The sequence below is a fragment of the uncultured Pluralibacter sp. genome (genome assembly GCF_913775985.1).
Lineage (GTDB): Bacteria > Pseudomonadota > Gammaproteobacteria > Enterobacterales > Enterobacteriaceae > Pluralibacter.
This window is the reverse complement of sequence record NZ_CAJYMB010000150.1, coordinates 135430-156811: the sequence shown is the minus strand read 5'-3', so window position 1 is coordinate 156811 and position 21382 is coordinate 135430. Positions and strand designations below refer to the sequence as shown.

The following is a 21382-nucleotide window of genomic DNA, read 5'->3' as shown; positions in this document are numbered from 1 at the left end:
TTGGGAAAACGGAAGATTACAGCGCCTTCATGGTGCCTTTCGGCAGAACGGCGGCTACGAAGTCACGTTTGATAACCACTTCGGTGGTGTCGTTCAGGGCGATAGCCACGTAGCCAGTTTCCGCTACTTTGGTCACGCGACCTACCAGGCCACCGCTTGTCAGCACTTCATCGCCTTTAGCAATGGAGTCCATCAGTTTTTTATGTTCTTTAGTACGTTTCTGCTGCGGGCGCAGGATCATGAAGTAAAAAATCAGACCGAAAACCACCAGCATCAGGATCAGTGACATCGGGCTGCTCTGCCCGCCAGCAGCTGGAGCGGCGATCGCGTCAGAAATAAAAAAGCTCATTCAAATTCCCTCATTATTAAAATTAATCAACGTTTAACGGCGGAACAGGGCGACCCTGACGTTGGTAAAACTCCGTTACGAAGCCCTCTAATCTACCCTCTTCGATAGCCTTGCGTAAACCAGCCATTAAGCGCTGGTAGTAGCGAAGGTTATGAATTGTGTTGAGTCTCGCGCCCAGAATCTCATTGCAGCGGTCAAGATGATGCAAATAAGCCCGGGAATAGTGGCGACAGGTGTAGCAATCGCACTCGGCATCCAGCGGCGCGGTGTCGCTTTTGTACTTCGCGTTACGGATTTTTACTACGCCATCGGTCACGAACAGGTGGCCGTTGCGGGCATTGCGGGTTGGCATCACGCAGTCAAACATATCAATGCCGCGGCGCACGCCCTCAACCAGATCTTCCGGCTTGCCGACGCCCATCAGATAGCGCGGTTTATCGGCCGGGATCTGCGGACAAACGTGCTCGAGGATCCGGTGCATGTCCTCTTTCGGCTCACCCACCGCCAAACCGCCGACAGCGTAGCCATCAAAGCCTATCTCCACCAGACCTTTGACGGAGATATCGCGTAAATCTTCGTAAACGCTGCCCTGAATAATACCGAACAGCGCATTTTTGTTGCCGAGGCCGTCAAAGCGGTCGCGGCTGCGCTTCGCCCAGCGCAGGGACATCTCCATCGAACGCTTGGCGTAATCCCAGTCTGCCGGGTACGGCGTGCATTCGTCGAAGATCATCACGATGTCGGAGCCGAGATCGTACTGGATCTCCATCGACTTTTCCGGATCGAGAAAAATCGGGTCGCCGTTGATCGGATTGCGGAAGTGAACGCCCTGCTCGGTGATCTTGCGGATATCCCCGAGGCTGAAAACCTGAAAACCGCCGGAATCGGTAAGAATCGGCCCTTTCCACTGCATAAAGTCGTGCAGGTCGCCGTGCAGCTTCATAATTTCCTGGCCGGGACGCAGCCACAGGTGGAAGGTGTTGCCGAGAATAATCTGCGCGCCGGTGGCTTCAACTTCTTCCGGCGTCATGCCTTTTACGGTGCCGTAAGTGCCCACGGGCATAAACGCGGGGGTTTCCACAACGCCGCGCTCAAACACCAGCCGTCCGCGGCGGGCGCGTCCGTCGGTGGTATCCAGTTCGAATTTCATTTTAACTCCTGCGTCAGAAAAACAGTCTGACGTCCAAACACTGCGCCGCGGACCTACTCCCCGACGCGCTCACAAATTGCCGCCGGATTGTACGTGATGAACATGGCATCCCCGTAGCTAAAAAACCGATATTTTTGTTCTACCGCAGACTTATAGGCGTTCATGGTGTGCTGGTATCCGGCAAACGCCGACACCAGCATAATCAGCGTGGATTCCGGCAGGTGGAAATTGGTGACCAGGGCGTCAATCACCTGGTACTGATAGCCGGGATAGATAAAGATTTGCGTATCGCCGAAAAACGGCGCGATGGTGGCGTCTTTCGCCGCCTGGGCCGCGCTTTCCAGCGAGCGTACCGAGGTGGTGCCCACCGCGACCACGCGGTTGCCGCGCGCTTTCGCCGCCAGCACTGCGTCCACTACTTCCTGCGGCACTTCGGCGTATTCGGAGTGCATGATGTGGTCTTCAATGCTGTCTACCCGCACCGGCTGGAAAGTGCCCGCGCCAACGTGCAGAGTAACAAACGCCATTCCGATGCCCTTCTCGCGCAGGCGCGCGAGCATCGGCTCGTCGAAGTGCAGGCCCGCGGTAGGCGCGGCGACCGCGCCGGGGCGCTGGCTATAAACGGTCTGGTATAATTCGCGGTCGGCATCTTCATCCGGCCGGTCGATATATGGCGGCAGCGGCATATGGCCAATGGCATTAAGAATATCCAGCACGCTGCGCTCGTCGTTAAACTGCACTTCGAACAGCGCATCGTGGCGCGCCAGCATAGTGGCATTAATGCTTTCATCATCGCCTAGCAGCAGCTCGGCACCCGGCTTCGGCGCTTTAGAGGCGCGGATATGCGCCAGAATGCGCTTATCATCGAGCATTCTCTCGACCAGCACTTCTATCTTGCCGCCGCTGGCTTTCCGGCCAAACAGGCGCGCCGGGATCACCCGGGTATTATTAAAGACCAGCAGGTCTCCGGGGTTGAGCTTGTCGAGCAGATCGGTGAAAGTACCGTGCGTCAGCGCGCCCGTTGGCCCGTCCAGCGACAGCAGGCGGCAGCTGCTGCGTTCCGGCTGCGGATAGTGGGCAATAAGGGAATCGGGTAGTTCAAAGGAGAAATCGGCAACGCGCATGACATACACTCGTGACTTAAAACAGGCGGCTTAGTCTAGTGCTCACACCTCTTTGCTGCAACAATTAGCCGTATCAGGATACCAATACCGATGAATTTCCTCGCGCATCTCCACCTGGCCTATCTCGCCGACAGCTCTCTGGCGGGCAACCTGCTGGCCGACTTCGTACGCGGCAACCCCGAGGAGCACTATCCGGCCGACGTCGTGGCGGGAATTCATATGCACCGGCGCATCGACGTACTCACCGACCGGCTGCCGCAGGTTAAAACGGCGCTCGGCTGGTTTCGCCCGGAGACCCGGCGCGTCGCGCCCATTACGCTGGACGTGATGTGGGATCATTTTCTCTCCCGCCACTGGGCCGCGCTCTCCCCGGAGCTGCCGCTCGGCGATTTCATCCAGTATGCTCAGCAGCAGGTGGGTACAATCCTGCCGGACGCGCCGCCCCATTTTATCGATCTTAATGATCATCTGTGGTCCGAGCGATGGCTGGAGCGCTACCGCGAAATGGATTTTATTCAAAACGTGCTCAGTCGGATGGCTACCCGCCGCCCGCGGCTCGACGCGCTGCGGGACTCCTGGCAGGATCTTAGCGCCCACTACGACGCGCTGGAGCTGCTTTTCTGGGAGTTTTATCCGCGGATGATGAATCAGGCCAGCGCCCGCGAGCTGTAAAAAGTCCTTGCGCGCGTCGGCTATACGGTTAAGATGATAAGCAGTTAATACACATTCTGATAGGCAAAACCTTTCTAACTAATTGCCCTTCCCTCTTTGTGTTACCCACAACTCGGCCTATACTGGCCCACGTTGCATTTTTAATCACCGTTCAATTTCAGAGGAGAACCTCATGGTTCTGGTTACGCGTCCGGCTCCGGATTTTACGGCTGCTGCCGTTCTCGGCAGTGGTGAAATCGTTGATAACTTCAACTTCAAACAGCACACCAGCGGCAAACCTACCGTTGTGTTCTTCTGGCCGATGGACTTCACCTTCGTGTGCCCGTCAGAGCTTATCGCTTTCGACCACCGCTACGAAGAGTTCCAGAAGCGCGGCGTTGAAGTGGTTGGTATCTCTTTCGACTCCGAGTTCGTGCACAACGCATGGCGCAACACGCCGGTAGACAACGGCGGTATTGGCCACGTGAAATACGCAATGGTTGCCGATACCAAGCGCGAAATTCAAAAAGCCTACGGCATTGAGCATCCGGACGAGGGCGTTGCCCTGCGCGGTTCTTTCCTGATTGATGCTAAAGGCATCGTGCGTCACCAGGTGGTTAACGATCTGGGCCTGGGCCGCAACATTGACGAAATGCTGCGCATGGTTGATGCGCTGCAGTTCACTGAAGAGCACGGCGAAGTGTGCCCTGCGCAGTGGGAAAAAGGTCAGGCAGGCATGAATGCCTCGCCGGAAGGTGTTGCCAAATATCTGACTGATAACGCGTCTAAGCTGTAATCGCTCCCGCGACATCAGTACTAAATCTGAACCCCACGCCCGCGTGGGGTTCTTTTATTTCAGCCTACTTTTAAAAACTCATCGCGGGATTTCAGCCCCAGCAGATAATCCATCTCTTCCAGCCTTGCCGCCTGGCGGATCACCTGCTCCTGGGTTTTGCGCAGCTCGTCCAGCAGCGTTTCAATGGCAACCGATGCGCTGCTCGCCACCTCGGTAATCGAGTGCGTGGCCGATATCTGAATGCCCTTCCCGTAGTGGGAAGTCATTGAAAATGCATCGTCTTCAAGCTGGCTGTCGGCCAGCTGACGTAGTTGATATGCAGCATCTTCAGAAATCGCCAGCAAAAGCTCGTTGCTCTCAAGTGAAAAGGTCGTATACGTCGTCATGCGGCATCTCCTCTCGCAAGAATCTTTCATGGATTTACTGAATCTCTTAAGTCATTGTGCCCGTCGTTTCTTACCGTTTTCTTAAACTTTCGCGCCCGCCGCAAAAAAAGCTGCGCCGCAGTGGCCCCTCTTGCTACTTATCGGGGCAGCTGACCGCTTCTGATTTCCCGCCAGAGCCGCCAGGCCATACCCGCCAGCAGCAGAACGCCCACTATCAATATGGCCCACACCAGCCAGCTTTTCCACTTCGTGCTCTGCACTTCAGAATAAACCCTAAACTGGTGAGGGAAGTCCGCGATATAAAACAGTTAACGGTGAGATAATGACAAATTGATTACATTGAAGATGAAATGCCTGCGAGACGGGAGCGCCGCGGATACCAGCAATTAACCGCGCGCCCCAATTTATGCCCGGATAAAAGTTCTTTGCTTCATCGCTGAATTAACGGCTGGCGCTATTCATTGGTCCACACGCAGGCCCCGGCCGCCGGCAGCATCAGCACCGCATCCTGCAGGGCGCCCTGCCCTTCGCGCAACTGCCAGGTGCTGCCGTACAGCAGGGGCGAGTCCGGCAGCACCACTTCACAGGCGTCACCACGGTTGAGCGCAACCAGCACCCGATGCTGCTTCAGTACTCTGACGAACACCATCACGTTATCCTCGGCGTAAATCACCTGGCATCCGCCCCGGCGCAGGGCTTCGCACCGGTGGCGCAGCGCCGCCATCCGCTGATAGAGCGCCAGCAGCGCGCCGTCCTGCTGCCCGGCGTTCCACGGAAAGGGTTTGCGGCAGAACGGATCGTTGCCGCCGTCGAGCCCCACCTCATCACCGTAATAGATGCAGGGCACGCCGGGCCAGGTGAACAGCCACACCACCGCCAGCGGCAGGCGGGCCACATCGCGGCCGAGCAGGGTTTTGAAGCGGGCGGTGTCGTGGCTGTCGAGCTGGTTAAACATCCGCAGCTGCTGCTGGTGGGAGAGCCCGGCGCGATAGTTGTCCATCCACGCGGCGCAGGTGCGGGCGTCGATATACTGCGGATCGTAAGAGATATCGGTATTGGCGAGGAAGCCCCACAGCGGGAAGGTGAAACCGCGATAGTTCATCGCCGCGTCTTCGGCATCCGCCTGCAGCCACTGGCGCGCGTCGCCGAAGTGCTCGCCGAGAATAAAAGCCTCGGGCTGTGTCTCTTTCGCCGCCAGCGTAATGCCGGTCACGTGGCGGAGATTGTTTTTGGCCCCGCCCGCCTCGCCGAGCATGTGCACCACGTCCAGCCGCCAGCCGTCCATGCTCCAGGGCGCTTTCAGCCAGTGGCGCACGATGCTCTGCTCGCCGCGGTAAATTTCATCAATCAGCGCTTCGGCTCGGAAGTCGAGCTTGGGCAGGCTGGCGTAGCCCATCCAGTCCAGCGCCGCGCCCTCGGGCGAAAAGCTGTACCAGCTGCGCCAGGGTGAATCGGGGCTATAGCTGGCGCCGTCCGCGCCGCGCCGGTGGCGGTCGAACCAGCCGTGGGAGTCGCCGCTGTGATTAAATACGCCGTCGAGGATCATGCGGATCCCCGCGCGGCGGGTATGCTGGCGCAGGCGCAGCAGCGCGCCGTCGCCGCCAAACTGCGGATCCACCCGCCGGTAGTCTTCGGTATCGTATTTGTGCACGCTGGGCGCGACAAACACCGGGTTGAGGTACAGCGCGGTAACGCCGAGGGATTTCAGGTACGGCAGCTTTTCGCAAATGCCGTCCAGATCGCCGCCGTAAAAGGTAGAGCCTCCCGCCTCGGCGGTAACCGGCTCATTCCAGCCGCGCAGCACAATATCCTGCCCGGCGGCGTGGTGGTAGTAGACCCGATCCTGCTCCGGCATTCGCCTGGCGCCGCGGGCAAAGCGATCGGGGAATATCTGGTAGAACACCTGATCTGCCACCCATGCCGGACCGCCGTCGGGGGCGTCAACGGCAAACTGCTCCAGCCGCGCCGGAGGAAAGTCGCTAAACCCCTGCGGCGTGAACCAGCGCTGGCGGTCGGGCCACAGCAGCTTAAAACTGTAGCGGCGGCGCGGCTGGCCGCGGCTAATATCAATTGCCGCCCGCCAGGCGCTGATACCCGGTGCCGGGGCGCGCCGCAGGCGGCGCATCGGCAGCGAAATCTCTTCGTTATCCTCTTCCGCCCGCAGGATCACCCGCTGCGGCGGGGCGTCACCGCGGGTCCAGATCGTAATCATCAGCCGCCCCTGCCGCTGGGCGACAAACGGTGCGACCGGAAGATGCCAGGCGTGCAGCATTACAGTCTCCTCCTGTTTAATATCCCTCCACCATGCCACAGCGGCGGAAAATAGCACTCATCATCGGGAACGCTATTGCGGGGAGGATGCCGGGGGAGGAGAACGCGCGGCGCTTTTTTATTGTCCGGCCTTTGCGCTACACTGCGTGGTTACGTAAATGTTAAAGATGAGCCCATGCTGCCCAATTTCGATCTTCAGGATCTGTACGCCTTTACCGCCCTGTGCGAGCACGGCAGCTTTCGCCACGCGGCGGAAGCGATCTGCATTTCGCAGTCCGCCCTCAGCCGGCGCATTGAAAAGCTGGAGTCGGCGCTCGGGGTCAGGCTGTTTGACAGAACGACGCGCCGGGTCACGCTCACTCAGGTGGGAAGAACCTTCGCGCCCCGCGCCCGCGCCCTGCTCAGCAACGTCGAAGACGCCCTGACCGGCGTCAGCGACCGCGCGGTGTGGGGAAGCGGCATCGTCACCGTCGCCTGCGTGCCCTCGGCGGCTTACTACTTTATGCCCCGGGCCATCGCCCAATTTCGCGCCCGCTTCCCCCAGGCGCGCTTGCGGGTCCTCGATACCAGCGCGGGCAGCGTTTACGCGGCAGTGCGGGACAATAAAGCCGATTTCGGCCTCAGCTTTCTCGCCGACGGCGAAGCAGATATCACCTTTCGCCCGCTGGTAGATGAAACCTACCAGATGATCTGCCGCCCCGAACATCCGCTCGCCCGGCAGAAAACCGTCCGCTGGGAGGATTTTTTTAACGAAGAGTACATCTGGCTGAACAAATCTTCCGGTAACCGCCACCTGATGGACAAGGCGCTGGGCGGCGTGGCGGTGCGCCAGCAGGCGGTATGCGAGACGCAGCACGTGACCACAATGATGGGGATGGTGGAAGCGGGACTGGGAATTGCCGCCGTACCTTCAATGGCACTGCCGGCGGCAGGTCACCCGCTACTGGTGCAGCGCCCGCTGGTAGAGCCGGTGGTCAAGCGGCAGGTCGGGCTGATTAAGCGAGCGGCCAGGGCACTAACGCCGCTGGCCGACGAGCTGGAGCAGCTGATTATCGGGATGTATCCGCAGCAGCCGTAACGGGATCGAGTCCGCTGCGCTTGACGCTGGCCTGGGCGGCGGGCGAGGCGAGCCACGCCAGCAGCTGACGGGCCTCGCTCTGGTGGGCAGCACCTTTAACTACCGCCCCGGCAAAGCGGGTCACGTACTGCACCTGCTCGGGAATGCGGCCAATAAAATGTGCGCCTTTGACCGGCAGCAGCTCGCTCACCTGCTGAAAACCGATTTGATATTTCCCGCCGGCAACGGCAGAAGCCACCGGCGTCTTTTCAATCATCTTCGCTTTGCCTTTTACCTGCGCCTCAATGCCGAGAGTGGTAAACAGCCGGGACTCCACATAGCGGCCGCTGGCACTGTCGGAATAGGCAATGCTCTTCGCCTGCAGCAGCGCGGCCCGCAGCCTGGGTACCGTACTGATATCCGGAGCGGGCGCACCGCTGCGCACCACCGCGCCGATGCGCGAGTCCGCAAGCTCCGTGCGGCTTCCCGGCGCCATCGCCCCCTGCTCGACCAGCTTATCCAGCGCATAGCCCACCATAATCGCCGCGTCCGCCTTCTGTCCGTCGGCCAGCCGCCGGGGGATCGCCTCGGGGGAGTTGCCCATTGACGGGCCGTGAATGATGTTGAGCGTGTTGCCGGTCTCGCGCTCATAGGCCGGTGCCAGGCTATCCAGCGCCGCCGAAAAACCGCCGGAGATCATCACCGTTATCTCCTGCGCCCGGGCGCAGGACAGGAAACCGATGGCCAGCAGCAGCGCGGCGGCACGCGTTAAAGGGCGCGTCATGCTTTGCCCTTCGCCATCTGGGCGCGGCTGCTCCAGTCGTTCGCGGAAGCGCGGCGATAGAGGTAAAGGGTCGCCAGCAGAGCGCAGGTTGCGGCAAAGCTCATCCAGTAGCCCGGCGCGGCTTTATCGCCGGTGTACTGAATCAGCGCCGTCGAGACCGCCGGGGTAAATCCGCCGAACAGCGCCGTAGCCAGGCTGTAGGCCAGCGAGAATCCGGCCACCCGCACCTGGACGGGCATAATTTCGGTAAGCGCCGGGATCATCGCGCCGTTATAAATGCCGTAGATGAACGACAGCCACAGCAGTACGCCGAGCATCATGCCGAAGCCGGGCGCCCCGGCAAGCAGGCTCAGGGCCGGCCAGGTGGTCAGAATGCCCAGCAGCGTCATCGCCACCAGCACCGGCTTGCGGCCAATACGGTCAGATATCATCCCGCCGATGGGCAGCCAGATAAAGTTAGATACCGCCACCAGCAGCGTCACCAGCAGGCTATCCGAGGCGCTCAGCAGCAGCACCTTCTTGCCGAAGGTGGGCGCGTAAACGGTAATTAAGTAGAAGGTGGTGGTGGTCATCGCTACCATCAGCATTCCGGCGACAACTACCCGCCAGTTCGCCCCCAGGGTTTTGAGCACCTCACTAAACGGCAGGTGCCGGGCACGCTTCTCGAAGTCTTCAGTTTCAGCCAAATGGCGGCGCAGCATGAAGATAAACGGCACAATCAGGCAGCCAACGAGGAACGGAATGCGCCATCCCCAGTCGCGCAGGGCGGACTCGTCCATTGCCTGATTGAGAATAAAGCCGAGCAGCGCGGCAACCATAATGGAAACCTGCTGGCTGCCGGACTGCCAGCTGGTGTAAAAGCCCTTTTTGCCGGGCGTGGCAATTTCCGACAGATAGACGGATACGCCGCCCAGCTCCGCTCCGGCGGAGAACCCCTGCAGCAGGCGTCCGATCAGCACCAGCGCCGGCGCCCACAGGCCGATAACGCTGTAGTCCGGTACCAGCACAATCATAAAGGTGCCCAGCGCCATGATTGACAGCGTGGCGATAAGCCCCCGGCGGCGGCCGACTTTATCGATCCACGCTCCGAGCACTACCGCGCCGATGGGGCGCATCAGGAATCCGGCGCCAAACACCGCAAAGGTCATCATCAGCGAAGCGAACTCGTTCTCCGACGGGAAGAAAGCGTGGGCAATATAGGTGGCGTAAAAGCCAAAAAGAAAGAAGTCAAATTGCTCAAGAAAATTGCCTGAAGTGACCCTCAGGATGGCCAGCGCCTTCGCGCGGAACGTGGATACAGTAGCAGCTTCAGGCATATCGCCTCCGTGTTTACAAGAAACGTCAATTTAATTAACCATTTTGTAAACACGAGAATGACCGATTGCCGCCGCCTGCATAAGTGCATTTCGCGCAACCATTAATGCGCCACGCACATTGATTAGCGTAAAACCAGTGATATATCGGGGTTTTGCCACCGCCGGTGGCGATAGCGCGCTGACAATATTCTGTGAGTCCGCCCGCATTTCATTAACGGATTAATAATACTTGCAATATTTATTAGCTTAAACATTATTAGCAAGCTATTTAATATAGCCATTCTAACTACGCCTGCAAAAATATTTCAATATCATTACTTGTGCTTATTTTACAGGCAATAAAAACAAAAATAATACATTTACATACATTTATTTACATTTAATGGTTTTAATAATCGGAACAGTTCCATTTACTCTCTTAAAAAATAAGAGTGCATTTAATTCTATTTATTTGGGATTACTTATCTCAAATATTCATTTGAACAACGATGCCGAACCTACAAAAAATATAATCACAACACACTGATAAATATAAATAAACATAATCGCAATCACGAGGGATGCAATGAAAAAATTATACCTGCCTGCTATTTATAGCAGCTTGTTCGCTATGCTCGCCCCCACCATCGCCCATGCAGAAATAACCTTACTGGAACAAAATAAAAAAGGAGACTCGCTGCTTTCCCCGCTCAGTTTCAGCGTTGGCGGCAGTATCCGACCAGAATGGATCTGGACTAATGGTCCCAATCCAAATAAATACTACAGCCGCGGCCACGACGGCGGCTCGCGTCTGCGTTTTAATACCGATTACGCCCTGAGCGAACATACTTCCGTTTTCGGACAATACGAATGGGGGATCGATTTCGCCCACGCGCTGGGAATGCACGGCAACTACCAGCCAGGCGGCGATCGCGATCGCCAGCGCAAGCTGTACGGCGGGATCAAGGATGATCGCTACGGTACTTTAACTTACGGACACCAGTACGGGCTGTACTACTCGGTTATCGGGCTGAAAAGCGACGTGTGGGACAACGATGGTCATGCAGGTGCTACGGGGATCGGTATTCAGGGCGACTATGACGGCGCTAACCGCCCTAAAAACAGCATTATGTATAAAAACACCTTTGGCCCGGTGACGCTGTACGCCAACTACCTGCTGCCGGAGGATGACTACCACGATGGATCGGGCTACGACTACCGCCGTAACCACGGCGGCGGGCTCGGGTTCGACTACGCGATTACGCCAGTGCTGACCTGGAGCGCGGCGTTCAGCAATACCGAAGCCACCATTAAGCGCGAACCGGAAGAGAAAAAATCCCAGCAGCAAATCTCCGGTACCGCCCTGACCTGGCAGCCGGGCAACTGGTATCTCACCAGCACCGCCAGCTACTACCGGGACTTCGTGCCCTCCACCCGGGAGCGCAGCGTCGATCACTACTTTGCCGGCAGCGGCTACGGGCTGGAAGCGTTCGGCGGCTACACCTTTAATATCGAGAAGCCGTTCCTGAAAGCCATTCAGCCGTATATCGCGGCGGATACGCTGCGGCTGAAAAGCGATGAGAACTTCCACAGCAATCACGTGTACCTCGGCGCCGGCACCACCATCACCAAACGCCTGTCGGTATACATCGAACGCACCATCGCCACCACTACCGATAAAGAAGCGGACAGCACCTGGATGACCTTCTTCTACGATTTCTAAGTCGTGACCGCCTGCCCGCAACCGCGGGCAGGTACCTAGCGTGCCAGAGTCGCGCGTCGCCCTTTAATCCACCAGCCCAGCAGCAGCAGCGCAATCCACGCAATGCCCACGTACAGGGAGATGCGGGTATCCGGATGCCAGCCAATCAGAGCGATGATAAACACCAGGAACAGCAGGCCGACAGTCGTAGTTGCAACGCCACCGGGCACTTTGAACTTCAGTGCCTTCGCCTCTTCCGGGGGCAGACGGCGGCGGAAGGCAATCTGCGACAGCAGGATCATTATCCATACCCACACCGTGGCGAAGGTGGCCAGCGACGCAATCACCAGGAAGACGTTTTCCGGCATGATGTAGTTAAGGTAAACCGCCAGCAGCAGCGCCACGGTCATCACCACGACCGTCACCCACGGAATGCCGCGGCGAGAGGTTTTGGCGAACATCTTCGGCGCGCTGCCCTGCTCCGCCATACCGTGCAGCATGCGACCCACGCCGAACACGTCGGAGTTAATCGCCGACAGCGAGGCGGTCAGCACCACGAAATTAAGAATGCTGGCGGCAAAGGTGATCCCCAGGTGCTGGAACGTCAGCACGAACGGGCTACCGGCGGTACCGACCTGATTCCACGGATAGATAGACATGATCACAAACAGTGTGCCGACATAGAACACCAGAATGCGCATCGGCACCGAGTTAATTGCCCGCGGAATAGACTTCTCGGGATCTTTCGCCTCGCCGGCGGTGATGCCGATAATCTCAATCCCGCCGTAGGCGAACATCACCATCTGTAGCGACATCACCATCCCCAGCCAGCCGTTACTGAAGAAGCCGCCGTTGCTCCAGAGATTATGAATGCCCGTCGGCTGCCCGCCATTGCCGATCCCCCAGATGATGATGCCGAAGCCCGCCACAATCATGATGATGATGGTGGCCACTTTGAAAAAGGAGAACCAGAACTCCAGCTCGCCGAACACCTTGACGCTCATCAGGTTAATGGCGCAAATCAGCAGCACCACGCTCAGCACCCAAATCCAGTGCGGCACCGTCGGAAACCAGACGCCCATATAGATGCCGAACGCCGTGACGTCGGCGATGGCGACGATCAGAATTTCAAAGCAGTAAGTCCAGCCGGTAATGTAGCCCGCCAGCGGCCCGAGGTTGTCCTGGGCATAGCGTGAAAAGGAGCTGGCTGATGGATTGTGCACCGACATTTCGCCCAGCGCGCGCATGATGATATACGCTACTGCGCCACCGATAATGTAGGCCAGCAGCACGCTGGGACCAGCCATGCGAATGGCGTCCGCCGAACCGTAAAACAGCCCCGTTCCGATCGCGGAGCCCAGCGCCATAAAGCGAATGTGGCGCGCGCTCAGGCCGCGCTTGAGCTTATTTGTCGTTTCCATTAGTTAACGTCTTTCCCGTGCCATACAAAAAACAAAACCACGGGGCCCGCTGGCCCCGTGGTTAAAAACGCCGTGCGCGTGAATTAATGCGCGTTTGAAGTAACCTGACGTCCCGCAGCTTTATCCCAGACAATGGCCAGCACCGCGGCAATCAGCGTCGGCATCAGCCACGCCAGCCCCTGGGATGACAGCGGCATGTGGGCGGTCCAGCGCGGCAGTATATCAGCGAACGGGGAGGCTTTAACACCGTCCATCAGGCCAAATACCAGGCTAATGAACATCGCCGGGGCAATCACCCGGGCGGCACTGTGCCACCAGCCGCGGGTAAAGCTCAGCAGCACCAGCACAATGCACGGCGGGTAAATGGCCGTCAGCACCGGAATGGAGACCTGAATCAGGTGGCTCAGTCCGAGGTTCGAGACAACCATAGAGAACAGGCCGAGGATAAATACCAGCGAGCGGTAGGAGAGCGGCAGATACTGGGAGAAAAACTCCGCGCATGCCGTGGTCAGGCCAACCGCCGTTACCATGCAGGCAATGAAGATCAGCGCCGCCAGCATGAAGCTGCCCGCCCCGCCGAAGGTGTGCTGAACGTAAGCGTGGAGGATCGCCGCGCCGTTAGCATTCTGGTCGATAAGCGATCCGCTGTCGGAACCGAGGCGGAACAGCGCCAGATAGAGCAGCGTCAGGCCGACGCCGGCCATCAGCCCGGCCCAAATGGTGTAACGGGTCAGCAGACGCGACTCGGTAACGCCGCGGGAGCGGGCGGCGTTGACGATAACGATCCCGAACACCATCGCGCCGAGGGTATCCATCGTCAGATAGCCGTTGACGAAGCCGTTAGAAAATGACGCGGTCTGGTAGGCCTCCAGCGCGTGGCTGATGGTGCCCGCCGGCCACATAATAGCCGCCACCGACAGTACGGTCAGGGCCAGAATTTTCAGCGGCGCGAGGAAGTTGCCGACAGTGTCGAGCAGCTTGCCCGGATAGAGCGACACCAGGATCACCAGCGCGAAATAGATAATGCTGTACACCATCAGCGGCTGCCAGCCGTCGCCGGTCAGCGGCGCAATGCCCATCTCGAAGGAAACGGTAGCAGTGCGCGGGGTCGCGAACAGCGGGCCTACGGTCAGGTAGCACACCACCGCCAGCAGCACGCCGGCGACTTTACCGATAGGCGTGCTGAGGGTATCAACGCCGCCGCCGACTTTCGCCAGCGCGATAACGGTGAGTACCGGCAGGCCCACGGCGGTGATCAGAAAGCCAAACGCTGCGGTCCAGACGTGCTCGCCCGCCTGTAGGCCAACCATAGGAGGAAAAATGATATTGCCGGCGCCAACGAACAACGCAAAGGTCATAAAGCCCAGAGCGATGATGTCGCGCGATTTCAACTGATGGGTCATAAACGCTTTACTGCCTGTGGATGTGGTGTTGAAGAAAAACGTCGCGTGGCTCTTTATCTCGCTGAGTCATCGCAATGGCGTAATGATTAAGCATTAAATGCTTTGGTTCCTGGCGTGAAAAGAATTGTTATTGGGTTAATCACGCATATGCAGATTTTATATGGCTGCATGGGGGGCAATTTAAACGCTTATAACGTTTCAAAGCAACACGGGATCGTAAAACCAGATGAATATGCTAAGAATTAGAATCGGCAAGGCGTTATTAACCAGCCAGAAGAAAAACTTATGGCGAATAATTCGAACAAAAAAGCATCAGGCGTTCGATAATCGCCCAGTGGTTTTTACTGTTAGCGCCGAAAACCGACGCCGCCGTTTTTCGTCAAGTTAGCCTTACAGGCGCGGTTGCAAAGTGCCTAATCGACAATCAACCTTTCCGGCAGCACAAAGCGAAAGCAGGTACGGATCCCGGGAGTGCTCTCTATTTGCAACTGGCTTTCGTGGTGGCTGACCGCGTGTTTAACAATCGCCAGCCCCAGCCCGCTGCCGCCGGTCTGGCGGGATCGCGCCTTGTCGACCCGGTAGAAGCGCTCGGTGAGGCGCGGGATATGCTCCGGGGCGATACCCGGACCGTCATCCTCAACGCTGAACAGCGCCCCGTCGGGCGTCTGCTGCCAGCGCACCACAATGGCGGTGCCGTCCGGCGTGTGGTTCACGGCGTTATACACCAGATTGGAGATAGCGCTACGCAGCTGTTCGTCACTGCCGCGCACTCTCAGCCCTTCGGCGACCTCAAACTGCAGCCTGTGCCGGTCGTGGCTCAGGGCCCGCGCCTCCTGCTCAACGACCCGCAGCATCATCGGCACGTCAATCACTTCATTGAGCTGCGACTGCGCCCCGGCTTCAATACGCGACAGGGTCAGCAGCTGATTGACCAGTCCCTCCATGCGCTGTGTCTGCTCGCGCATGGTGTGCAGCGCTTTATCCTGCGCGCCGTTCTCCAGCTCCGGCATCATCTCCAGATAGCCCTTCAGGACAGTGAGCGGCGTGCGCAGTTCGTGGCTGACGTTGGCGAAAAAGTTGCGGCGCGCGCCCTCCAGCTGGTGCATCTGGGTCACATCCCGGGCCACCATTAGCAGCTGCTTTTTGCTGTAGGGCATGATCCGCAGCTCCAGGTGGCGGCCGCTGTTAAGCACCAGATTGAGCGGCTTGCTGAAGTCGCGATCGCTGAGGTAGCGCGCCAGCTCGGGGTAGCGCAGCAGGTTAAGGATGTTCTGGCCGTTATCGTCAGGCCAGCGCAGGCTGAGCAGCTGCTGGGCCAGCCCGTTGCACCAGAAAATTGCGCCCTCGCCGGTGGTCAACACCACCGCATCCGGCAGCGACTCCGCGCCGCTGCGAAAGCGCTTGATAAGCCCGCCCAGCTCCCGGCGGCGCTTTTTATTGCGCATCTGCATCTGGTGCAGGCCGTACAGCAGCGGCTCCCAGCTGCCGCGACCGGGAGGCGGCGTCATGCTGCGGTCAACCCACAGCCACCAGGAGAGGCGCATCAGGTTCCAGAAGTGCCAGGCCAGCAGCCCGGTGACGGTTAGCAGCAAAAACCACGGCAGCCAGCCGAAGATGAGCCCGAGGATCAGGGCGGGAATACAACAGAGGATCAGCTCAAAAACCAGTCTTTTCCACGACAGCCGTTCAAGCACGCGGGCACACTCCAGTCAGTTTTTAGAATCGGGCCGAGAAGCGGTAGCCCGTGCCGCGCACGGTCTGCACCATCCGGTCGTGGCCGCTGTGCTCCAGCGCCTTGCGCAGGCGGCGGATATGAACATCTACCGTGCGGTCCTCAACGTACACGTTAGTGCCCCAGACGTTATTCAGCAGCTGCTCGCGGCTGTAAACCCGCTCGGGATGCGTCATAAAGAAGTGCAGCAGCCGAAACTCTGTCGGGCCCATATCCAGCGGATTTTCGCCGGTCATTACCCGGTGCGAGGTGGGATCGAGGCTGAGGCCCTGGATCTCAATCACCTCCTCCACCGCCATCGGCGAGATGCGTCTCATCACCGCCTTAATCCGCGCCACCAGCTCTTTCGGCGAAAAAGGCTTGGTGACATAGTCGTCGGCGCCGGTTTCCAGGCCGCGCACCCGGTCCTCTTCTTCACCGCGGGCGGTGAGCATCACCACCGGAATATCGCGGGTCATCGCCTCGCGCTTGAGGTGCTTAATAAAATGTAAACCGGAACCGCCCGGCAGCATCCAGTCAAGCAGGATCAGATCCGGCCAGGGTTCGTTTAGCTGATTCACGGCGCTGTCATAATCTTCCGCTTCTATCGGCTGAAAACCGTTTTGCTCCAGCACAAAGCACACCATTTCGCGGATCGGTGCTTCATCTTCCACCACCAGAATACGTCTCGCCATGAGGAGTCCCATTGATATGTTACATAAAAGTGAGGCGTGGCCATTATGCGTCACTTTTATGACACATTTATGAAGACCTTGTCTGCTCAATGATTGGCACCGGCGGGATAAATCGCCTCTGCCCCTAAAATAAGGGGCGCTGCCGCCAGCGATATGAACCAATCCGGCCAGCACACATGCAGCCTGAAGGGCGACCGGTATATAATGGCCGACTTATTTCATCGCCACGGACTCACTATGCGTATCCTTCACACTTCCGACTGGCATCTCGGTCAGAATTTTTACAGCAAAAGCCGCGCCGCCGAACACGCCGCCTTTCTCAACTGGCTGCTGGAGACGGCGCAGGCGCAGCAGGTGGATACCATTGTCGTGGCTGGCGATATCTTCGATACCGGCGCGCCGCCCAGCTACGCCCGGGAGCTGTATAACCGCTTTGTGGTGCAGCTTCAGCAGACCGGCTGTCATCTGGTGGTGCTGGCGGGCAACCACGACTCCGTCGCCACGCTGAATGAATCGAGGGATATTTTAGCTTTCCTGAACACCACGGTGATCGCAGGCAGCGGCGCCGCGCCGTTCGAGCTTAAGCGCCGCGACGGCGCGACGGGCGCTATCTTCTGCCCGGTGCCGTTTTTGCGCCCGCGTGACGTGATGATAAGCCAGGCCGGCGCCACCGCTGGCGAAAAGCAGCAGACCCTGCTGCACGCCATTACCGACTATTACCAGCAGCAGTATCAGCAGGCGCTGGCGCTGTGCGGCGATCGCCCTTTGCCGATTATTGCCAGCGGCCACCTGACCACCGTCGGAGCCAGCAAAACCGACGCGGTGCGCGATATTTACATCGGCACGCTGGATGCCTTTCCGGCAGAGCGCTTCCCGCCCGCAGACTATATTGCCCTCGGCCACATTCACCGGGCGCAAAAAATTGGCGGCAGCGAGCATATCCGCTACTGCGGCTCGCCGCTGTCGCTGAGCTTCGATGAAACCGAGCGGGAGAAAGGGGTGAATCTGGTGACGTTTGAGCAGGGAGCGCTGCAGGAGGTCACGCCGCTGCCGGTGCCCGTCACCCAGCCGCTGGCGGTGCTGAAAGGGGATTTCGCCAGCATCAGCGCCCAGCTTGAACAGTGGCGCGATGCCCCGGCGCAGCCGCTCACCTGGCTGGATATTGAAATCACCAGCGACGAGTACCTGCACGATATCCAGCGAAAAATTCAGGCACTGACCGACGACTTGTCGGTGGAGGTGCTGCTGGTGCGCCGCAGCCGCGAGCAGCGCCAGCGGATCATGGCCGGCGCCCGACGGGAAACCCTCAGCGAGCTGAAAGTCGAAGAGGTATTCGCCCGGCGCCTGGCGCTGGAAACCCTTGAAGAACCCCGCCAGCAGCGGCTGGAGCAGCTTTTCAGCGAAGCGCTGCAGGCGCTGGGCCAGGAGGACGCATCGTGAAAATTCTCAGCCTGCGCTTAAAAAATCTCAACTCCCTGAAGGGCGAGTGGAAAATCGACTTCAGCGCCGAGCCATTCGCCAGCAGCGGCCTGTTTGCCATTACTGGCCCGACCGGCGCAGGGAAAACCACCCTGCTGGACGCCATCTGCCTCGCCCTTTATCACGAAACGCCGCGCCTGAGCACCTTATCCCAGTCGCAAAACGACCTGATGACCCGGGACACCGCCGAGTGCCTGGCGGAAGTGGAATTTGAAGTGAAGGGCGTAGCCTACCGCGCTTTCTGGAGCCAGAACCGCGCCCGCAACCAGCCGGATGGCAACCTGCAGGCGCCGCGGGTGGAGCTGGCACGCTGCGAAGACGGCAAAATCCTGGCGGAAAAAGTGAAAGACAAGCTGGAGCTTACCGCCTCGCTGACCGGGCTGGACTACGGCCGCTTTACCCGCTCGATGCTGCTTTCCCAGGGCCAGTTTGCCGCCTTTCTCAACGCCAGGCCAAAAGAGCGGGCCGAGCTGCTGGAGGAGCTGACCGGCACTGAAATTTACGGTCAGATCTCGGCGATGGTGTTTGAGAAGCATAAAGAAGCGAGGGCCATTCTTGAAAAGCTGCAGGCCCAGGCTTCCGGCATGGTTCTACTGGACGAGCAGCAGCAGCGCGATTTAACGGAACGTTTGCAGGCGCTTACTGACGAGGAGAAACGGCTCACCGGCGAGCAGACTCTCAACCGCGGCTGGCAGCAGTGGCTCCAGCAGGATACCGAGAAGCTGGCGGCCCGCCAGCGCGCCGAGGCCGCCCTCGCCGACGCCCGGCGGGCGCAGGATGAAGCGGCACCGAGGCTGGCAGCGCTGGCCCGGGCGCAGCCCGCTGACCGCCTGCGGCCGCTGTGGCTGCGCCTGCAGGACCAGACTGCGACACTGGCGCAGACTCGGGACCAGTGTGAGAAAGTGAATACTCGCTTACGCCAGCAGCTGGCCGCCCGCGACCAGATGCGGCGCGGCGCCGACGCGCAGTTTGCGCAGCACACCGCCGGGCTGGCGGAGATTAGCCAGTGGCTGGAAACCCACGCCCGCTACCGCCACTGGCAGCAGGAGCTGGCGGGCTGGCGGGCGCAGTTCGCCCAGCAGCAGCGCGACAGAAGCCAGCTCGACACGTTAAACCAGCGCCGCACCGCGCTGGCGGCCCAGCTTGCGGCGCTGCCGGATAGCGGTCTGACGCTGGACGCCGGGGCGGTGGCGCAGGCGATTGAACGCCACGCCGCCCGCCGTCCGCTGCGCCAGCAGCTGAACCAGCTCGCCGGCCGCCTTCAGCCGCTGTACGCCCGCCGGGCGCAGCTCCAGCCGCTGGTAGCCCAGCGCCAGCAGGAGCAGGAGAAGCGCGACGCGGAGCTGGTGGCCCTGCGCCTGCGCTATAAAGAGAAGCAGCAGCAGTTCACCGACGTAAAGACCCTCTGCGAGCAGGAAGCGATCATTGCCAACCTCACCGCCGAGCGCGCCCGCCTGCAGCCCGGCGCGCCCTGCCCGCTGTGCGGCTCAACCGACCATCCGGCAGTGGCCGCCTATCAGGCGCTGAAGCCCGGCGCCAACCAGTCCCGCCGCGACGCGCTGGATAAAGAGGTCAAGCAGCTGGCCGAATCCGGCGCGGCCCTGCGCGGCCAGCTTGAGGCCCTCGGCCAGCAGGCGCAGCGCGAGCGCGATGAGCTGGAGAGCCTGAGCCAGCAGGAGCAGGCACTCACTCGCGACTGGCAAAGCGCCACCGCCGCGCTGCAGGTAACCCTGACGCCGCAGGACGATATTACCGGCTGGCTCAGCGAGCAGGAAAACGACGAGCAGCGGCTATGGCAGCACAGCCAGCGGCTGAACATTCAGGCCCAGGCCGCGGCGCTGGGCGCCGAGGCGGAAGCGCTGGCCCGGGAGCAAAGCGCCCGCCGTGAAACATTAGCCAGCGCGCTGGCCGCCCTGCACCTGACGCCGCCTGAGCCACAAGACGAGACCCAGTGGCTGAAAAGCCGCGAGGCCGAGAGCCAGCAGTGGCAATCCCGCAGCGACGCGCAGCAGCAGATCCAGCAGCAGCTTGCCCGCCTGCAGCCGGTGCTGGACACCCTGCCCGCCGCCGATCCGGGAGACAGCGAAACGGCAGCCTCTCTCGACGGCTGGCAGCCGCTGCACCACGAGTGCGTGTCGCTTCAGAGCCAGTGGCAAACCCTCAGCCAGCAGCAGGCCCGGGAAGAGCAGCGCCTTGCCCAAGCCGAGCAGGCCTTTGCTGAAGGGCTGGCGGCCAGCGAATTTAGCGACCGGACGGCGTTCCTCGCGGCCCTGCTGGACGAAGACGCGCGCCTGCAGCTTGAAATCCTGAAGCAGCAGCTGGAAAATCGCCTCCAGCAGCAGCAGGCGCTGGCCGCGGAAGCTGACGCGGCGCTGGTCCGCCACCGGCAGCAAAAGCCGGACGATTTACCCGAAGCAGCAAACGCCGACGACATTCGCCAGCAGGGCGACGCTCTCGCCCGCCAGCTGCGGGATAACAGCGCCGCGCAGGGCGAAATTCACCAGCAGCTGAAACAGGATCGGGAAAACCGCCTGCGCCAGCAGGCGCTGATGGCGGAGATCGACACCGCCGCCCTCGCATTCGAGGACTGGGGCTGGCTCAACGCGCTGATCGGCTCCAAAGAGGGCGACAAATTCCGCAAGTTCGCCCAGGGGCTGACGCTGGATAACCTGGTGTGGCTGGCTAACGAACAGCTCTCCCGCCTGCACGGCCGCTACCTGCTGCAGCGCAAGGCCAGCGAGGCGCTGGAGCTGGAAGTGGTGGATACCTGGCAGGCGGACGCGGTACGCGATACCCGCACCTTGTCCGGCGGCGAGAGCTTCCTCGTCAGCCTCGCGCTGGCGCTGGCGCTGTCGGATCTGGTCAGCCACCGCACGCGCATTGACTCTCTGTTCCTCGATGAAGGGTTCGGCACCCTGGACAGCGAAACCCTCGATACCGCACTGGATGCCCTCGACGCGCTGAATGCCAGCGGCAAAATTATCGGCGTGATTAGCCACGTCGAGGCGATGAAAGAGCGCATCCCGGTGCAGATCAAAGTGCGCAAAATAAACGGGCTGGGCTACAGCAGGCTGGATAAAAACTTCGCGGTGGAGTGAGGTGACATTA

At 59.8% G+C, this 21382-nt stretch carries 18 protein-coding genes; 6 read left to right on the top strand and 12 right to left on the bottom strand.

The features are described 5' to 3' along the window. Positions 1-16 precede the first annotated feature (16 nt). The 3 genes from yajC to queA are packed head-to-tail and all read right to left on the bottom strand — an operon-like array spanning position 17 to position 2623. Positions 17-349 (bottom strand): preprotein translocase subunit YajC, encoded by a 333-nt coding sequence (gene yajC / locus QZ766_RS21130; RefSeq protein WP_297206898.1) that lies wholly within the window; start codon positions 347-349, stop codon positions 17-19. Positions 350-371: 22 nt separating this feature from the next. Beyond that, a complete protein-coding gene (gene tgt, locus QZ766_RS21125) occupies positions 372-1499 on the bottom strand; it encodes a tRNA guanosine(34) transglycosylase Tgt (RefSeq protein WP_297206895.1) in 1128 nt (375 codons plus the stop codon). A gap of 53 nt (positions 1500-1552) precedes the next feature. Further along, the gene (gene queA, locus QZ766_RS21120) at positions 1553-2623 is read right to left on the bottom strand and encodes a tRNA preQ1(34) S-adenosylmethionine ribosyltransferase-isomerase QueA (protein ID WP_297206893.1); all 1071 of its coding nucleotides are present in this window, start codon (positions 2621-2623) and stop codon (positions 1553-1555) included. A 90-nt stretch (positions 2624-2713) separates the two neighbouring features. Between queA and acpH the strand changes: the two genes are divergently transcribed. Then, positions 2714-3295: an ACP phosphodiesterase gene (acpH, locus tag QZ766_RS21115; RefSeq protein WP_297206892.1), complete on the top strand. Its 582-nt coding sequence runs from the start codon at positions 2714-2716 to the stop codon at positions 3293-3295. A 172-nt stretch (positions 3296-3467) separates the two neighbouring features. Then, positions 3468-4070 (top strand): peroxiredoxin C, encoded by a 603-nt coding sequence (locus tag QZ766_RS21110; protein ID WP_297206890.1) that lies wholly within the window; start codon positions 3468-3470, stop codon positions 4068-4070. Positions 4071-4129: 59 nt separating this feature from the next. On the opposite strand, the gene QZ766_RS21105 is transcribed toward QZ766_RS21110, so the two are convergent. The 3 genes from QZ766_RS21105 to malZ form a co-directional block, all read right to left on the bottom strand. Continuing rightward, a complete protein-coding gene (locus QZ766_RS21105) occupies positions 4130-4456 on the bottom strand; it encodes a hypothetical protein (RefSeq protein WP_297206887.1) in 327 nt (108 codons plus the stop codon). Between the two features lie 137 nt (positions 4457-4593). Further along, positions 4594-4716, bottom strand: coding sequence for a hypothetical protein (locus QZ766_RS21100; protein ID WP_297206885.1), 123 nt, complete (start codon positions 4714-4716; stop codon positions 4594-4596). 194 nt (positions 4717-4910) lie between these two features. Then, positions 4911-6728 carry a maltodextrin glucosidase gene (gene malZ / locus QZ766_RS21095; RefSeq protein WP_297206884.1) on the bottom strand — a complete coding sequence of 606 codons (1818 nt, stop codon included), beginning with the start codon at positions 6726-6728 and terminating at the stop codon, positions 4911-4913. A 174-nt stretch (positions 6729-6902) separates the two neighbouring features. Here malZ and QZ766_RS21090 point away from each other — a divergent pair, with 174 nt between their 5' ends. Continuing rightward, positions 6903-7805: a LysR family transcriptional regulator gene (locus tag QZ766_RS21090; RefSeq protein WP_297206882.1), complete on the top strand. Its 903-nt coding sequence runs from the start codon at positions 6903-6905 to the stop codon at positions 7803-7805. On the opposite strand, the gene QZ766_RS21085 is transcribed toward QZ766_RS21090, so the two are convergent. Then, positions 7777-8568, bottom strand: a complete 792-nt coding sequence (locus tag QZ766_RS21085; protein WP_297206880.1) for a substrate-binding domain-containing protein — start codon at positions 8566-8568, stop codon at positions 7777-7779. The two genes, QZ766_RS21090 and QZ766_RS21085, sit on opposite strands and share 29 nt — an antisense overlap. Beyond that, positions 8565-9884 (bottom strand): MFS transporter, encoded by a 1320-nt coding sequence (locus tag QZ766_RS21080; protein ID WP_297206878.1) that lies wholly within the window; start codon positions 9882-9884, stop codon positions 8565-8567. The genes QZ766_RS21085 and QZ766_RS21080 overlap by 4 nt, the downstream gene beginning before the upstream one ends. Positions 9885-10494: 610 nt before the next feature. Between QZ766_RS21080 and QZ766_RS21075 the strand changes: the two genes are divergently transcribed. After that, positions 10495-11586 (top strand): porin, encoded by a 1092-nt coding sequence (locus QZ766_RS21075; RefSeq protein ID WP_297207252.1) that lies wholly within the window; start codon positions 10495-10497, stop codon positions 11584-11586. 35 nt (positions 11587-11621) lie between these two features. Here the strand turns inward: QZ766_RS21075 and proY are convergent, their stop codons facing one another. The 4 genes from proY to phoB all read right to left on the bottom strand — a co-directional run bounded on the left by proY (position 11622) and on the right by phoB (position 16795). Then, positions 11622-12986, bottom strand: coding sequence for a proline-specific permease ProY (gene proY / locus QZ766_RS21070; RefSeq protein WP_297206875.1), 1365 nt, complete (start codon positions 12984-12986; stop codon positions 11622-11624). Positions 12987-13069: 83 nt separating this feature from the next. Continuing rightward, the gene (gene brnQ / locus QZ766_RS21065) at positions 13070-14389 is read right to left on the bottom strand and encodes a branched-chain amino acid transporter carrier protein BrnQ (RefSeq protein ID WP_297206873.1); all 1320 of its coding nucleotides are present in this window, start codon (positions 14387-14389) and stop codon (positions 13070-13072) included. Between the two features lie 413 nt (positions 14390-14802). Further along, positions 14803-16083, bottom strand: coding sequence for a phosphate regulon sensor histidine kinase PhoR (phoR, locus tag QZ766_RS21060; RefSeq protein ID WP_297206872.1), 1281 nt, complete (start codon positions 16081-16083; stop codon positions 14803-14805). Positions 16084-16105: 22 nt separating this feature from the next. Continuing rightward, a complete protein-coding gene (gene phoB / locus QZ766_RS21055; RefSeq protein ID WP_297206870.1) occupies positions 16106-16795 on the bottom strand; it encodes a phosphate response regulator transcription factor PhoB in 690 nt (229 codons plus the stop codon). A gap of 237 nt (positions 16796-17032) precedes the next feature. Between phoB and sbcD the strand changes: the two genes are divergently transcribed. Next, on the top strand, positions 17033-18235 hold the full coding sequence (gene sbcD / locus QZ766_RS21050; RefSeq protein ID WP_297206867.1) for an exonuclease subunit SbcD: 1203 nt from the start codon (positions 17033-17035) through the stop codon (positions 18233-18235). Next, a complete protein-coding gene (gene sbcC / locus QZ766_RS21045) occupies positions 18232-21372 on the top strand; it encodes an exonuclease subunit SbcC (RefSeq protein WP_297206865.1) in 3141 nt (1046 codons plus the stop codon). The genes sbcD and sbcC overlap by 4 nt, the downstream gene beginning before the upstream one ends. The last annotated feature ends 10 nt before the right edge of the window (positions 21373-21382 follow it).